Annotated in this window: 10 protein-coding genes; 1 reads left to right on the top strand and 9 read right to left on the bottom strand. The window is 52.8% G+C overall.

The window, feature by feature from the left end; translation table 11 throughout:
* Nucleotides 1-165: 165 nt before the first annotated feature.
* The 4 genes from ruvB to MRY86_RS20970 are packed head-to-tail and all read right to left on the bottom strand — an operon-like array spanning nt 166 to nt 4,554.
* Nucleotides 166-1,197 carry a Holliday junction branch migration DNA helicase RuvB gene (ruvB, locus tag MRY86_RS20985; RefSeq protein ID WP_282778896.1) on the bottom strand — a complete coding sequence of 344 codons (1,032 nt, stop codon included), beginning with the start codon at nt 1,195-1,197 and terminating at the stop codon, nt 166-168.
* A gap of 59 nt (nt 1,198-1,256) precedes the next feature.
* Complete coding sequence (locus tag MRY86_RS20980) at nt 1,257-3,425, bottom strand: molybdopterin cofactor-binding domain-containing protein (protein WP_293565728.1); 2,169 nt, start codon at nt 3,423-3,425, stop codon at nt 1,257-1,259.
* Entirely contained in the window at nt 3,422-3,904 is a 483-nt protein-coding gene (locus tag MRY86_RS20975; RefSeq protein ID WP_293565730.1) for a (2Fe-2S)-binding protein, read from the bottom strand. The genes MRY86_RS20980 and MRY86_RS20975 overlap by 4 nt, the downstream gene beginning before the upstream one ends.
* A 26-nt stretch (nt 3,905-3,930) precedes the next feature.
* Nucleotides 3,931-4,554, bottom strand: coding sequence for a hypothetical protein (locus MRY86_RS20970; protein WP_293565732.1), 624 nt, complete (start codon nt 4,552-4,554; stop codon nt 3,931-3,933).
* Nucleotides 4,555-4,737: 183 nt separating this feature from the next.
* Here MRY86_RS20970 and MRY86_RS20965 point away from each other — a divergent pair, with 183 nt between their 5' ends.
* On the top strand, nt 4,738-5,847 hold the full coding sequence (locus MRY86_RS20965; RefSeq protein ID WP_293570469.1) for an MBL fold metallo-hydrolase: 1,110 nt from the start codon (nt 4,738-4,740) through the stop codon (nt 5,845-5,847).
* A 140-nt stretch (nt 5,848-5,987) separates the two neighbouring features.
* On the opposite strand, the gene MRY86_RS20960 is transcribed toward MRY86_RS20965, so the two are convergent.
* From MRY86_RS20960 to MRY86_RS20940, 5 genes are all read right to left on the bottom strand, one after another.
* Nucleotides 5,988-6,404 carry a VOC family protein gene (locus MRY86_RS20960; RefSeq protein ID WP_282778906.1) on the bottom strand — a complete coding sequence of 139 codons (417 nt, stop codon included), beginning with the start codon at nt 6,402-6,404 and terminating at the stop codon, nt 5,988-5,990.
* Between the two features lie 398 nt (nt 6,405-6,802).
* Entirely contained in the window at nt 6,803-7,861 is a 1,059-nt protein-coding gene (locus MRY86_RS20955) for an NAD-dependent epimerase/dehydratase family protein (protein WP_293570468.1), read from the bottom strand.
* A gap of 100 nt (nt 7,862-7,961) precedes the next feature.
* A complete protein-coding gene (locus MRY86_RS20950; RefSeq protein WP_293570467.1) occupies nt 7,962-8,867 on the bottom strand; it encodes a helix-turn-helix transcriptional regulator in 906 nt (301 codons plus the stop codon).
* A gap of 108 nt (nt 8,868-8,975) precedes the next feature.
* Entirely contained in the window at nt 8,976-12,470 is a 3,495-nt protein-coding gene (locus tag MRY86_RS20945) for a caspase family protein (protein WP_293570466.1), read from the bottom strand.
* A 345-nt stretch (nt 12,471-12,815) separates the two neighbouring features.
* Nucleotides 12,816-14,223: T9SS type A sorting domain-containing protein (locus MRY86_RS20940; RefSeq protein ID WP_293571869.1), on the bottom strand; the 1,408-nt coding region annotated here is incomplete at its 5' end.

Here is a 14,223-nt window from a genome sequence, read left to right as displayed (position 1 = left end):
GAATACACGGAATGCCGCTTTTTGGGGCCACATTGAAATTAGAACCTTGGTCTGTGTGTTCTGTGCCCGTACGGGCGGGTTTTTCTGTGGTCCTCTATGCGCAACACACTGCGGCTGGGGTGGGAACCACGGAAGGCAAGGAAGACACGGAAGGTATTGCCCCCTCTATTCATCAAACAAAGTCCCTGCACGGCCGGGCGGCACTACACCCAAATGTTTGTAGGCTTTTTCGGTCGCTTCTCTCCCCCGGGGCGTGCGCTGAATATAGCCTTCCATAATCAGGAAGGGCTCGTGTACTTCCTCGATTGTACCGGCCTCCTCTCCTACTGCAGTGCCGATAGTGGTGATGCCCACCGGGCCGCCCTTGAATTTATGGATGATCGTGGAAAGAATCTTATTATCCATTTCATCCAGGCCGCCTTCGTCTACATTGAGGGCGGAAAGGCCATACTCGGCAATCTTCCGGTCGATGGTACCATTTCCTTTGATTTGCGCAAAATCCCGGATACGACGCAGCAACGCATTGGCAATACGCGGCGTTCCCCGGCTTCGGCGGGCAATTTCTTTAGCGCCATCTTCCGTGATTGGCACATCGAGTATGCCGGCCGAGCGTTTGATGATGCGGTTGAGCGTCTTAGCGTCGTAATAATCGAGGTGGCAGTTGATGCCGAATCGGGCCCGCATAGGGGCGGTCAGCAGGCCCATTCGGGTCGTTGCCCCAATCAGGGTAAAGGGGTTCAGGTCAATTTGTATACTCCGCGCATTAGGGCCGCTGTCGATCATAATGTCAATCCGGTAGTCCTCCATAGCGGAGTAGAGGTATTCCTCTACAACGGTATTCAGGCGGTGGATTTCGTCTATGAAGAGTACATCGCCTTCTTCCAGGTTGGTGAGCAAGCCTGCCAGATCGCCGGGTTTTTCCAGTACAGGGCCGGAAGTCATCTTCAGCTCTGCCTGTAGCTCATTGGCGATAATGTGGGAAAGGGTCGTTTTACCCAGTCCGGGAGGGCCATGCAACAGTACATGGTCCAAAGCCTCTCCCCTGCCCAGGGCTGCCTGGATGAAGATTTGCAGGTTCTCCACGATTTTAGGCTGACCGCTAAAGTCATCCAGGGCCTGCGGGCGCAGCTGCACTTCGGCGCTCTGCTCGTCCGGCGTAAATTCATCACCTGTGGGATCAAGGTAGGGATTGCTCATGTATACCGTTTTCTTGTCCTGACAAAGATGGCATTTTTCCGGGAATCAAAAAGTCTCATTTAAGCAATTGCCAACGGCAACGACCGGAGCCGCTCACCGGTAAGCCGGAATACCGCATTGGCAATCGCCGCGCCTATCGGGCCCAGCGGGGGCTCACCGACCGCACCGGGAGCCTCTGCATTTTCCAGGATGACCACGTCAATTTCCTTTGGGGCATCCCGCATTAGTGCCATTCGGTAGGGGCCGTAGATGGTAGGCAGCAGCTGACCGTCTTTCACGAACATGCGCTCGTACATGGCCGCACTCTGCCCCATGATGATACTGCCCTCACACTGTGCGCGCACCTGATCGGGGTTGACCGCTATGCCGGGGTCGATCGCGCAGGTTACTTTGTGCACTTTGATTTCGCCATTTTCAATCGAGACCTCTGCCACCTGCGCACAGGGTGTCCGCGCATCTGTGGAAGCCGCGAAGCCCATCGCCCTGCCGTTGACCACCTCGTCTTTCCAGCCGGCTTTGTCAGCAGCCGCTTTGATGACTTCACGTAAGCGGTGCCCGGTCTCATCTTCCTGAATGTGCTCCAGGCGGAACTGGACAGGATCCTTACCGGCTTTCAGCGCCAGCTCGTCCATAAAGCTCTCTATGGCGAAGGTATTGGCCAGCAGGCCCAAGCTCCGCCACCAACTTGTGGCAAAGGGGAGCTTCACCCTCCAGGAAACTGTCCGGAAATTGGGGATGGCTTCGTACTGAATCATACCGCCCCGCCAGGCACCGGCATCTGCCCCCAGTACTGGCTCCGCAATCCCGGGAAACATGGGAGAGCCAAACATGACATCCCCACTTGATAGATTGTGCTCAATGGCTTTGATCTTTCCTTGCTTATCCAACACACCCCGCAATACATGATGGGTGGGCGGCCGAAAGGTATCATTCTGAAACTCCTCCCGACGGTTGAAGAAGCACTTCACGGGCTTGCCTGCCGCTTTTGAGAGTACCGCAGCCTGCACCGCATTGGGCGTATGCAAACGGCGGCCAAAGCCTCCACCAAGATACGTAGGAATGATGTTAACATCCTCCGGGGCTAACCCGAGCCGGTCGGCCACTTCCTGCCGGGTCAGGTTCACTACCTGTGTGGACATGATGATCGTGGCCTTGTCACCTTCCACATGAGCTACAGCTCCATTGGGCTCCATTTGGGCATGCGCACCGATCGGGCTGGTAAATTCTGCAGTCACTACATCCTCTTCGTTGTCCAGGATACGCTTTGCACGCCCGGTCTTCTGAATCGTCACCGGGTCCCCCTGCCCTACTTTGATCATCGCCTCAATGTCTTCTGATTGCCAGTTGCGCTCGGTTGCCCATTCGGCTTTGATGGCTTGTTTGGCCTGTTCGGCTGCCATTTGGGAGGTGGCGACTACACCCACAAAGTCCGGTTCTTTGACCACCTTGACAACGCCGGGCATCTTTTCCGCCGCACTCGTATCCGCCCCCACGAAGGTGGCCCCAATACGCTCGGATCGTACTACAGCGCCGTACAGCATATCGGGCAGGCTCGCGTCCATCCCGAACATAGGGGCACCGATCACCTTATCTTTTAAGTCGACCCGGGGCACTGGCTTACCCACAAATTTATAGGTCGAAACATCCTTGAGCGGAGGCGTTTCGGGTATTTCCCACTCAGTTACGTTCTTCACGATCTCGCCATAGGTTAAGGCCCGCCCGTTGTGGGCAACCACCCCGTCCCGGACCGTAAGTGCAGCGGCATCCGTGCCCAGCTGTTTAGCGGCTTCGATTTTCAGCATCTCCCGCATCGTGGCAGCCAGTTCGCGCAGGGGTTGCCACAGGCTGGAAATGGAGGTACTGCCGCCCGTGGAAGTGCCGTCGATATTGCCGGAAGCGGTTGGCGCATGAATAACTTTGATTTGTTGGATGTCTACCTCCAGTTCGTCGGCGGCAATCTGCGCCAGCCCGGTGAAGGTACCCTGCCCCATCTCTACTTTGGGCGAGTTGAGAATGACCTCATTATCAGCCGTGACTTCAAACCACAGGCGGGGCTCATCAGTACTGCCGTTATAGGGTAGTTCTGCGGAATTGACAAAGCCGGCAATGGAGCGCCGCCACAGCGGGCGGGTAAAGTAGGTCGCGCCAATGGCTACGCCCACGCCTACCGTTGACCGGACGATGAATTTTCTCCGGGAGAATTTCTTTTTGGGTTTTGGGGTACTCATGAGGGCTGGTTTTTAGCGTTTTTGGATTGGAGACCGGCTGCCCGGTGGATGGCTTTGCGCATTCGGTAGTAAGTGGCGCAGCGGCAGACGTTGACGATGTTGTTGTCGATGTCCTCATCCGTGGGATTGGGAATTTCCGACAGAAGGGCTGCCGTTGCCATCATGAAGCCAGGCTGACAGTAGCCGCACTGAGGTACGATTTCCTCCATCCAGGCCTGTTGCACCGGGTGAAGTTGATCGCCGTTGGACAGCCCTTCGATGGTCGTGATATTTTTGCCATCAGCGTACTTCACCGCATAGGAACAGGACCGGACTGCCTTGCCATCCACGTGGAGGGTACAGGCGCCGCAGGCCGCCTTGCCGCATCCAAATTTTGTTCCTTTCAGATCGAGCATATCCCGAACGACCCACAGCAGGGGCGTATCGCCGTCTACCTCAAGAGAGGTGGGCTGCCCGTTTATGTTGAATGAAATGGTCATACTTTTTTGTTTTCCGGTTGATCAGATTATTCTTCGGGGATCGGAGCGCCGCCCGCTGCCCAGGTTTTCACGGCTTTGATGTATTCCGCTTTGGGTACCGGCGGTTTTTCACGGGGTGTACCGTTGGCGTCTACACCTGGCTCCCAGGCCCAGAGAACCAGTTCGTGTTCGGTGAGGTGGTGGACGGTTTCTTCAAGGGTGCGGCCACCGTTGTTTTCGGGATTGAGCATAGACCGGGCAATTTCCACCCGCGTCAGCCCCTGCCAGGCCATCTTTCGGGGGGCAAGGCTCCATTCCGGGGCACCGGGCACGCCAGCGTGGTTGTTGTTTTCTGACTGATGGCAGGTTTGGCATTGCAGAGCGGCGACCCCATGGTTGTCAGGCCCGCGCTGTACGCCAAAATTGTGAATATGGCTGTCTTCCCCCTGCCGTGGATAGTCATCGGCGGGATGGCAATTGACACAGCGTTTGTGGGTCAGAACCTCCATCATAAGATCGAAAGCTTGCTCGGGGGTGAGTTCAGCGGCAGTGCTTTTGCTCTTTTCCGGTAGTTTGGGTTCAGGAGGGTGCGGTCTTGGGGTGCTAAAGCCAAAAACCAGTAGGGCCAGAAGCAAGGAAAAAGCCAGATAGGCTCGGTGTGCTTTTTTCATTTCTATTCAGTGGTTTAGGTGTAGGTCAAAGTTGAGCTAAATCAACCGGATTTTTGCATGCCTATTCCCAGAAATACTAACACAAAACCCGGAATGCAGCTGAAATACAGACCAAAGTCTAAGATAACTCATTCTGTTTAGCTTTCTTTGACGATTCCCTTTTGATTCAAAATCTTCTACCTCTTGATACTTATTATCCTTCTTTCCATCCTGCTTTGTCTTGGCGTGTCGCTCTGGGCATACCTTACATTCCACCCGCAGTTTGGCGGAAAAATCACACCCAAAGACCGTCAAAACTACGCCCGCTCCCCGCATTGGAACGGCAAGATTTTTGAAAACCTGAGCCCTACCGGCGATGATGTAAGCCTGTCCAATCTGCCGGGTCTCATTCAGGATAACCTGAAAGATGCCAAGCTCAAAATCCCGCAGCGCCCGATCCCGGTGGCACCATTTGATTTAGAGACTTGGGAAAATAGTTCAGCGCCCTTTCAGTTCATCTGGTACGGGCATGCCGTATGCCTGATGCGGCTGGGTGGTCAAAACCTGCTGATTGACCCCATGCTGGGGCCGGATGCTTCTCCTGTAGGGCCCATTCGGACCAAACGGTTTAGTGAAAACACCCTGTCAGTTATTGAGCAACTGCCTGATCTTGATGCGGTTTTTCTGACACACGACCACTACGACCACCTGGATTATAGCAGCATTCAGCGCCTGAAAGGCAAAGCCGCGCATTTCTATGTTGCCCTTGGCGTGAAGCGCCACCTCCGCCGATGGGGCGTTGCCCCGGAACGAATCACAGAAATGGACTGGTGGGACAAGGGGCAGGTTGGCAATGTGCAGTTCACCTTCACTCCATCGCGGCACTTTTCCGGCCGCGGGCTGACCGACCGCACGAAATGCCTCTGGGGAGGCTGGGTGCTGCAAACGCCGGATTACAAAGTCTACTGGAGCGGCGACGGCGGTTATGACACTCACTTCCGGGAAATTGGGGAGCGCTTCGGCCCGTTCGACTGGGCGTTTATGGAATGCGGGCAGTACTACAAGCTTTGGACGCAGATACATGCCCTGCCGGAGGAAGCGGTGCAGGGGGCGATTGAGGCCGGCGCGAAAGTGAGCACGCCCGTTCACTGGGGCGGCTTCAAGCTTGCCCCACACGACTGGCGGGATCCGGTACAGCGGTTTGTGGAGGCAGCAGCGCAGGAAAAACTGGATATTGTAGTACCGAAGATTGGGGAAAGGGTGAGCAGTGAAGCAAGGCCACCGGTTGTGCACTGGTGGGAGGAGTATAACTGAGGATTAAACTCAATCCGACGTCTAATGGGTTAAATTCCAAATCTCTGATCATGCAAAATACAGCATTGGCGAAGGCTTTAAGAATAACCCTTGCTAACAGAGGTTCAGCAGCCATAATCGATATGCGTTCCTGCCTGCTGTCATTTTATCATCAATCCTTTGTTATTCTCATTGGGTTCAATCAAATCCCACAAATTTCCATATAAGTCTTTGAATACTGCCACAGTTCCATATTCAAACTCAGCTGGTGGCCTTACAAAGCTTACTTCTCTGGCGGTCAATTTGTTATAATCTCTCCAAAAATCATCTGTGAAGAGAAAAAATCCAACTCGTCCTCCTGTTTGATTACCTATACTTTTTGTTTGCTGTTCATTCGCTGCCTTGGCAAGTAACAGGGAGCATTCTTTTGCTCCTGGTGGTGCAACCATTACCCATCTTTTCTTTTCACTTATTCTCGTGTCCTCAAGCAATATGAAATCCAATTTTTGGGTATAAAATTCAATCGCGTCATCATAATCTTTCACAAGTAAAGCAATATGTGCTATTCTTTGAGTCATTTTTTTTCGTTCTAATTGCAGAATGCCGGGCAATACACACAAAGTACAACACAAGGTGGAATCTTTCCATTAGTGCCTCAAGCCATAAATCCTTGACACCCCAAGTTTCGTTATTTTATGCCTTCTCAAAGCAAAACCCAATTGGAAAACCTATTTTTTGGGAAGCCCTTAGACTGTGTTGGGAATTCGCTTTTGGAGCGAATGTAGTCAAATTTTATTCTGAACAAGTCCTTGATCCCGACATTCATCGTCGGGGGCGCGATGAGGGAGCCTAGCCTGAGCTAAGCGACTGAAGAGCAACGAAGTGCAGGATAAAATTTGGCAAATGCAGCCCAAAGGGTGAAATCCCAACACAGTCTTAGCCATCAGTCCCCCCCTTTAAGCGCTTTTACCAATCGTTAAAACACTCCCGCCTCAATCAGTGCCGCAAAAGAGTCTTCCATCGTTTCCTGCATAGGCCGGTAGGTGACGCCCAGCTTCTCCCGGCTCTTGCTGTTGTCGGCGCGCCAGACGTGGTTGACGTTGTTGCGCAGGAACTTGCGGTCCAGAGATTTGTCCAACAACGGACCGGCAAGGACCACCAGCCACTTGGGCAGGGCGTTCTTAGGCACCGGATAGTCTTTCCCGTATTTGGGCTGTAGGGCTTTGGCTAATTCCAGGAAACTGGTGTTGTGCCCGCAGGTGATATGCCGGCCTTCTGCCTCCGGGCGGAAGCCTGCCTGAAAATGGGCATCAGCGACATCGCGTACGTCCACCAGGCCGATACCGACATTAGGCACACCGGTCTTAAGGGTACCATCGCCCAGTTGCTTAAGCAGGTTGAAGCTTTCGGAAGTGGTGGCTTTAGGATTGAGGGGCGGGCCCATCACCAGGCATGGGTTGATGACCACGAGGTCCCAGCGGCTTTGCTTTTCATTGATCTCCCAGGCGGCGCGCTCCGCCATTGTCTTGGAGTAGGAATAGGGCTGATACTCCAGGGAAGCGGTGGTGTTCCAGATGTCTTCCGTCAGCATGCCCTTTGGGGTATCTTTCACCTCGCTGGCATCGGTGTAGATGGAAGCGCAGCTGCTGGTGAGGACCACCCGCTTGACAGAGGCGGTTTTGTTGGCTTGCTCCAGCACGTTTTTTGTTCCCAGGACCGCAGGGTCTACAAGGTCTCTCTGCGCCTCTTCAAAGTTGGAGGTAAAGGGAGAAGCAGTGTGGTAAACCAGTTCGCAGCCTTCCATAGCCCGCGCGTAGGAGCCCTCCTCCAGTAGATCAGACTTGAAGTATTTGATCGAGCCCTTTGATGCGGCAGCAATCTGCTCCAGGTGGGCGATTTTTTCGGTTTTTGAAGGATTCCTGACCGCAGCGTGAACCGTTAGGCCTGCTTCGAGGAGTTGCTTCACCAGCCATCCGGCTACGTATCCGGTTGCGCCGGTTACCATTACGGGTTTGCTTTGATCTATCGTGGTCATCGAGTTTGAATTTTAATATTTGTATGGAATGGGCAGCAGCAATGCGTTCTGACCAGGGTGGTAGCACCCGGTGAACAGCTTGCTACGGCAGAAATGATGCTTAATTTAACGAACGGAATTCCTGTGGTGTTTGTCCGGTCTTTGCTTTAAACAGGCGGCTGAAGTAGTGCGGGTAATTAAAGCCCAGCTCATAGGCAATACCGCTGATGGTGTCCTGACTGTTGAGCAGGAGGTACTTGGCCTTTTCCACTACAAAGTCATTGATGTGGTCTTTGGCAGACCGGCCCGTCTCTTTTTTGAGCAAATCGCTGAGGTAGTCAGCGGACAGGTGGACCTCCCCGGCCAGGTCTTGCACCGTGGGTATGCCTTTTTTAATGAGCTGACCGGAGTCGAAATGGTCCTTTAACACCCGCTCAAACCGGGTAAGCAAATCCTTATTGGCAGTGGTACGGGTATTGAACTGCCGGGCATAATAGCGGCTGCAGTAATTGAGCAACAGCTCGACATTGGAAACAATTACACTTTGGCTGTGATCGTCAATGCGCTGTTCGTACTCTTCTTTGATGTTTTGGATACACTGCGTGATCGTAGCTTTTTCTGCATCCGACAGGTGCAGGGCCTCGTGGATCTCGTAGGAGAAGAACGTATACTGGTCAATTTTCTCACCGAGCCCCGTGGACCGGATCAGATCCGGGTGAAAAAACAGCATCCAGCCCGCTTCATCCTCTGCGACTTCCCCGCTTACCGATACGACTTGCTGAGGAGCGGTGAAGACCAGTGCGCCTTCTTCGAAATCGTAGTGGTTGCGCCCATACTCTATACCGCAGTCGGTTGTTTTTAACCAAACGGCAAAAAAGCTGGAGACCACCCGCACATTTCGCATTTGAGAGGAGACCTGTAGCTGCTGCGGGTCAAGTACGGTGATGAGCGGATGCTTAGGCTTACCACACCCCAAAAGCTCATGGAGCTGGGAAATGGATTCGATCTTTAAAAACTGGTCAGACATTATTACTGCATTTCTTTAGTGCAAAGGTGAGCACATTCCAGCTTTGCGGCGCACACAATTTAGCGAAACAGCAACACATTTCCGGGAATTCAGTTTCCAACCCAGGCTCTAAAGATTGCGCAAAGCCTTTTTGACCTCACGTACCACCATTCTGATCAGCTGTTCGGGGTCATCTGCAGGGGGGATATCCAGAAGCACTGGCTTTTCTCCTCCAAACAGCTTTGCAGTTAGCGTAATACGGCCGCCTTCCACAGCATACTGCCCTTTAACAGACCAAGCAGCCGGATAGTCACTGGCCGTTACATACATAAAATCTGCAGACCTCCCTTTTTCGGACTCCCGGTCCAGCGCTTGTTCCAGAAGCGGCATGAGCCTCAGATCATCATCAAGGGTGTTGGAGTTCAGGAAAACGGGGCGGGTGAAGACTGGCTTCTTTTGCCCGATTGGGATGTTGCGCTGGTCTTTTACAATACCAATGTCAAAACTTGCTCCACTTGATGGGAACCCCAGCATCGGAGTTTGTATACCTTTGATGGAGGCGGCCAGTTTAGGTACTTCATTCCGGGCGTACTGGAACAGCCGCATCACATCCACATAATGCCCCTCAGCAGAGCGGCGGGCATCCATGCCCATCATGCCTTGCAGCAGCGCGTAGGTCAGCAAGCCCTGCCCGTATTCACTTGCTTCGTAACTGACTTTATCCGCCGCGCTCCCAGACAGAACGAACATCCCCGTCCGGTCTTTCATACGGTCGAAAGCCCTGATCTGACTGGAGTTTAAATTCCGGGTATTGCCCGTCAGCTCTTCCACTACTTTTCCGGAGTTGCAGGCATCTACCACCAATACCTGCTTCAGTGCCGGTATCGCATTGATCCACGCTGTTAATTCCCCACTCGATACCGCATACGCTTCGCGTACCTGCTGATCGCTGATCATCCCTTCATCGGACACACTGGCTGTGAGGTAGTAAAACTGCGATTCCTCTCCTATCCCATATGTGACCCCATGCCCGGACAAATAGATCAATACGATGTCTTCTGCTTTGGCCTTCTTTTGGATGGCTTGCAAAGTGGCCTTTATATTGGTCTTATCCGCAAACTGCCAGCTGACTGTTTTTCCGTTTACTTCCGGAAAGGCTTCCTGTGTGGTTGTGAGTGCATATACTTCTATGCTATCTCCATTGGCAAAAAGGTTGGCACCGGCATACTGTAGTGCTTTGGCCATCGCATTCGCATCCTGAGTGGCATATTTCAGGTCCAGGTTGGTACCAGAATAATCCGATGTGCCAATACAAACCACAAACATTTTTGGGTCTAAAGTCCCCGTCCAGTCTGTACGGCTCTGGCCACTGCCCCTTGCCCAGGCAGCAGGCTCGTATTCCAGCCCTTTGGCGGAGCTCTTTAGCCACCCTGCTGCATTGAAAGTCCGGATGCTCACGATGTTGATACTGTCCGGATGCCGAAGCAGATAGCTTTGTACAGGCTTCAAATCAAAGGTCAGCTGGGTGGAACGCTCCGGATTGGCATCAGCAGCTACTTCCTTTCCGTTCACAAAAACGGCAACAGCACCTATCCCGCCAGACCGTTCGCCGAGGGTTACCTGCAACTCGTCCTTTTCAATTCGCAGCTCAGATTTTGGGAAGAGTGGCAGTGCGGCAAGGTTATCCACCGGGCGCAGCCGTTCCCTAGAATGCCCCAGAAGCTTTTGCAGCAATCCCGGCTCATAGTAGCGGCTCTTTAACTGCTCCAGCTCGATGATTTCTGTTTCGGACTGTTCCTCAACTTTGTAAAAAATGAGCTTCATTGCTTCGGGTGAGGCATCAAACAAGCCTCCGGGCATGGTTACCACCCAGTCTTCTGTACCCAGATTGAATAAGGTGGCTACCGGCGCTTCCTTACTGATGTCCCACAGGATTGCCCTTCCGTCCTGATTTTCATCAAAAGACAGGAACTGATTGGTATTTGCCGGGTTGATGGCAAAACCTCTAATGCTGTTTTCGTGCCCGTATAACTCAAGCAAAAACGCTCCTGAACGCTGATCGTATACTGAAATTTCTCCTGACCCATGCCCCAGGAGCAGGTACCTGCCATCCGGGGAAAATACCCTGGCCGAAACGCCTTTATTGATAGACACCCGGATGTCCGCCACCTTTTGGTTGTTTTCCAAATCCCAAAGGATGTTGGTGGCAGCGTCCCTTTTGGCGACAAGATAGGTTGATAAATACAACCGCTTACGGTCAGGACTGAGGACCGCACCCGCAATTTTGTTGCCTGGCTTAGTAATCGTCTCAGGATCTGCGATCACCTGTACCCGCTCTCCGACCTCTTTATCCCAAAGCTCCAGCTGATTGTCTTCGCTAATGACCACAGCCATGCGCCCATCCGGCGTCCCTCCTATTTCAGGAGCTTCGTAGGAGACGATGGGTTCCGACGACAGGTCCGAACCGGCTTTAACCAATCGGTTTTTCAAATCCCAGGTACGGGCAGGCAGTTGATCAAAAACAAATTGCAACGCCTCCCCGTCCGGGCTAAACGTTGCCTGCCTGATACCCGAGGTGTAGCCTTCAAGCTTCCTGATCAACACCTTACGCTCGTAATCATACAGGTAAATTACGCCATCTTCTCCTCCAAGGGCAAGCAGACGACCGTCTGGTGAAAAGGAGGCCTGATTATAAATGACAATTTCAGGGCGTGATACCTCCTTGCGTAACTTTACCCGGGACAAGCCCACCGGTAGTTCTTCCAGCTGTTGTTCTTGAAGGTCAAACAGGGCAACCTTGCCACTTTCGTGAAACAGCAGCGCCTTTGCTCCATCCGAATTGATATCAGTCAAAAGGTATCCGGCCGGTACGGTAAAGGAAACCGGTGCCCCCTTTCCGTCAATGGGCCAAATGGTAAAGTCTTTTCCATTCGGGCCCTCCGGACTGCCCATGAGGAAGTGGCCTCCACTGCTGTGGGAAAAGACGGTGGTCAAACCGGGATAAACCATCACGGTAGAATCTAATGGGGCCCAAATATTCCGAAAAACCAGTGTATCGCCCCGGCGTTTATAATACCGCTGCCCATCCCGGCATAAGCCATTGTGCTGCAGGCCAATGCCGCTTGTGAAGTAAATGAACTCGCCCGAGGCTGAGAAGTCCGGCTCAACAGCGGTATTCAGTTCCGCAGTATAGTCGGGGCCCGGTGGCGCAGCATCAGTTTCCATTCCATCGAAAGACAAGGATAAAGGCTCATCCATAGGTCGGGCCATCATATCTCTTCCGTCCGAAAGCTGGTTATCCTGAAGGTTCCAGGTCCAGGTAAACCAGTTGCCCAGGGCTCCGCTGGTTTGATAAGCAACCAGTTCCTGCTCCAGAAAGAAAAACAGATGCCGGGCGAAGGGCGGGTATGGGTTCACCGGGGAAGTTTCCAAAAGATGCCCACCCTGTACATCCCAAACCTTCATGGTATTGTCCTCTGCACTGGAAACCAGGTATTCGCCATTGGGCGAAAAGCTCAGCCCGGTAACCGGACCGGTGTGGCCCAGGTTGAGGCTGAAATCCGGTTGTTGTGCAGATAAATAGAAGGGCAACAAGGTAAGAAGAGAAACAATTTGCAATCTCATTTCGGTGGGTTTAGGTGAATCGGATTTTCTTTTGGTGGATTTGAGTAGCACATAAAAGGTTCCCCAGAGGCCTGCCTAAGTGTAAGCCACTAGCAAACACTTTGGACTGTTGGAGCGGAAGCTTTGCACCGTATTCAATCCGAACACAAATTAGCCAATCGGCAACACATATCCGGGAAATTGTTTTTACGGCAATGCAACCCGACAGTAAAAAGCAGACCGCAGGCCAGCTTTGTGAAAATCTTAGAAAGGCGTGTAATAACTATTGAGGCTGCCTCTTGATATAGAGACAGCCTCATCATCAGGTTTCAAAAACTAAAATGTTTTGGAAATGCCGGGTGTTCCTTAGTGCTGTTTCCGGACAATTTTCAGTATTTCCCGGTTACCATCTTTATGTTGCACTTCGAGATAGTACAGACCGGCAGCGAGGTAGACGTTGGCCCATCTGTGGTCTTTCGTACCCTCAGTTAGCGTAACCTGACTGATGACCTGCCCCAGTTCATTGCGGAGTATCGCGTGGGCCGGAGCTTGAAGCGGCTGCTCAAAGCGCAGGGTGAAAACGCCAAGCGTCGGGTTCGGGAAGACTTTAGCCTGGTAGCGCACACTTGAATCCTTACTTTGGCTACGGTTGCTTTCTATGCCTCCGGTTGGGGGTGCGAAGTTGTTCTCTACAGTTACGGTAGCAGTACAAGTGCTGCTATTGTCATTATCGTCAGTTACGGTGAGCGTAACAGTATTATCACCTACATCAGCAATACCAAAAGTAGTGATATCCAAAGCCAGCCCTGATACCCCACAGGCATCCGTGGAGCCATTTTCAATATCTGCAACGGTGATACTGGCAGACCCATTCATACCCAGCTCAATCGTCAGGTCCTGGCACTGGGCAACCGGGGCGATATTGTCCTCAACGGTAATATTGGCCGTACAGGAACTGCTATTGCCATTGTTATCCGTAGCTGTGAGCGTGACATTCTGAGGTCCAACATCATCACAGCTAAACTCCGTTTTATCAAGATTTAGCATAGCGATTTGGCATGCATCGTTGGAGCCGCCATTGACCTGTCCTGCGGTAAGGAAACCTTCGCCAAAGTCATCCAACTGAACAGTGAGGTCCTGGCACAGGGCCTGAGGGGCTACGTTGTCTGCTATCGTTACGGTGGCCGTGCAACTGCTGCTGTTGCCATTATTGTCTACTACAGTCAGCGTAATGGGTTGTGTTCCAATATCACCGCAATCAAAGCCTGTCGCATTGAGGCTACGGCTGGCAATTCCACAAGCATCCGACGAACCACCGTCCACCTGGTTAACAGTCAGACTACCGCTGCCGGAAGCATTGAGCTGTACCGTTACATCTTCACACAGCGCCTGTGGGGCGACGTTGTCAACGACCGTCACATTGGCCGTGCAGGTGCTGCTATTGCCATTGAGGTCAGTCACGGTCAGCTCAACACTCGCGCTGCCCACATCTTCACAATCGAAGCTCGTCTGGCTCAGGCTTAGGCTGGAAACGCTGCACGGGTCGCCGGAACCGCCATCGACCTGGGCGGTGCTCAGAGCACCGTTGCCGAAGGCATCAAGCTGTACTGTCACATCTTCACATAGCGCCTGTGGAGCGACGTTGTCCACGACCGTTACGTTGGCTGTGCAAGTGCTGCTGTTGCCGTTGACATCCGTGGCTGTTAACGTAACGCTCCGGATACCCACATCACTGCAATCGAAGCTCGTCTGGCTCAGGCTTAGGCTGGAAACG

The organism is Phaeodactylibacter sp. (assembly GCF_022763345.1).
Classification (GTDB): domain Bacteria; phylum Bacteroidota; class Bacteroidia; order Chitinophagales; family Saprospiraceae; genus Phaeodactylibacter.
Note: the sequence above shows the minus strand (reverse complement) of the source record. Positions and strands in the feature narration are given on the sequence as shown.